Origin of the sequence: Trinickia sp. (assembly GCF_036503415.1) — a bacterium.
GTDB lineage: Bacteria > Pseudomonadota > Gammaproteobacteria > Burkholderiales > Burkholderiaceae > Trinickia.
In genome coordinates this window covers 1-1,679 of record NZ_DASXWY010000047.1, presented here as the reverse complement: position 1 = coordinate 1,679, position 1,679 = coordinate 1, and the positions used below count along the sequence as shown (strand labels likewise).

General features: G+C 61.4%; 2 protein-coding genes. One reads left to right on the top strand and one right to left on the bottom strand.

The window, feature by feature from the left end:
• Positions 1-698, bottom strand: a 698-nt coding sequence (locus VGL01_RS06915; RefSeq protein WP_331568118.1) for an isocitrate/isopropylmalate family dehydrogenase, incomplete at its 3' end; no start/stop codon positions are given.
• 109 nt (positions 699-807) lie between these two features.
• Between VGL01_RS06915 and VGL01_RS06910 the strand changes: the two genes are divergently transcribed.
• Positions 808-1,679 (top strand): LysR substrate-binding domain-containing protein (locus tag VGL01_RS06910; RefSeq protein ID WP_331568117.1); only part of this gene is annotated, 872 nt, incomplete at its 3' end.

Sequence of the window (1,679 nt, the reverse complement as noted above, 5' to 3'; positions counted from 1 at the left end):
GCCGGCCGATTGATCATGCGTGCCGTCGAAGCGTCGACGAGTTCCTTGTCCCACTTGACGTCGGGAAACTCTGTCGAAATCTGAAGCGCCACCTCGTCCCACATGACCATCGCGTGTCGCTGCGCGTTGCTTTTGGTAATGACGGTGAGTTGCTTGCGCGGGCGCGACCGGGCAAGCCGAAAAGCGAACCGCATGATGCGCTCGACGCCGGCGCGCGTGAGAATCGATACATCCGTCGCCGTCTCGATCGGATGACCTTGATGCACGCGCCCACCGATGCCGGAGTACTCGCCTTCGGAGTTCTCCCGCACGATGACCCAATCGAGGTCTTCCGGCCTGCATCGTTTGAGCGGCGCATCGATGCCGGGCAAAATGCGCGTGGGCCGTACGTTCGCGTATTGATCGAGCCCCTGGCAGATTTTCAGGCGTAGTCCCCACAGCGTGATGTGATCGGGAACGTCGGGATCTCCGGCGGAGCCGAACAGGATGGCATCCTTGCCGCGCAGCGCGTCAAGACCGTCGGGCGGCATCATGACGCCGTGCTTGCGATAGTAGTCGGCGCCCCAATCGAAGTCGTCGAATTCGAATGCGAACCGCTCGGTGGTCTTCGCGAGCGCTTGGAGCACTTGTTTGCCGGCGGGGATCACTTCCTTGCCTATGCCGTCGCCGGGAATCGCCGCGATACGGTACGTCTTCATGTTGCGTCCTCGAAACGTTGTGTTCAGGACGCCAAACTTAACGCAACCTCCAGTGCAGTAGCCGATGCTAAACTCAAAGCATTCTTAACTTAAATTCACAAGTCGTGCCATGTCGGAAACCGTTCTTCCGTCCGATCTGAGCTTCTTTTCGACGCTCGCGGCTTCGGGGAGCCTCAGTGCCGCCGCGCGCGAGCTCGGACTGACAGCGGCTGCCGTCAGCAAGCGGCTCACTCAGATGGAGCGGCGCGCCGGTGTTGCGCTCGTCAATCGCACCACTCGGCGCATGATGCTGACGCCGGAAGGCGAACTCTATCTCGCGCATGCGCGCCGCATTCTCGACGAGATAGGCGAGCTCTCGGAATTGCTCGGTAGCGTCAAAAAGACGCCGAAGGGATTGCTGCGCGTCAATGCGACGCTCGGTTTTGGGCGAAGCCATATCGGGCCGGCGATATCGCGCTTCGTCATGCAGTACCCGCAGGTATCGGTGCAGCTTCAGCTCTCGGTAACGCCGCCGCCGCTGACAGAGGACACTTTCGATGTTTGCATCCGCTTCGGCGAGCCGCCCGATACACGCGTGGTGGCCCGCAGGCTCGCGCTGAATCGCAGGCTTCTATGCGCAGCGCCGTCTTATATCGCCTCGCACGGTATGCCGGCGAGCGCGCGCGATCTGGCGAAGCACAACTGTATCGGCATTCGCCAGGGCGACGAAGCCTACGGTGTATGGCGGCTCACGTCGGGGAGAGGGGCTGCGCGCAAGACGGAAACGGTGAGAATCAACGGCAACCTCACGACAAACGATGGCGAGATTGCCGTGAAGTGGGCGCTCGACGGTCACGGCATCCTCATGCGCGCCGAATGGGACATCGATGAGTACCTGGCCGATGGACGGCTCGTCGCCGTTTTGCCGGGGTATGACACGCCGAGCGCTGACATCTACGCTGTCTATGCGCAGCGGTTTCAGATGTCTACGAGGATTCGTGC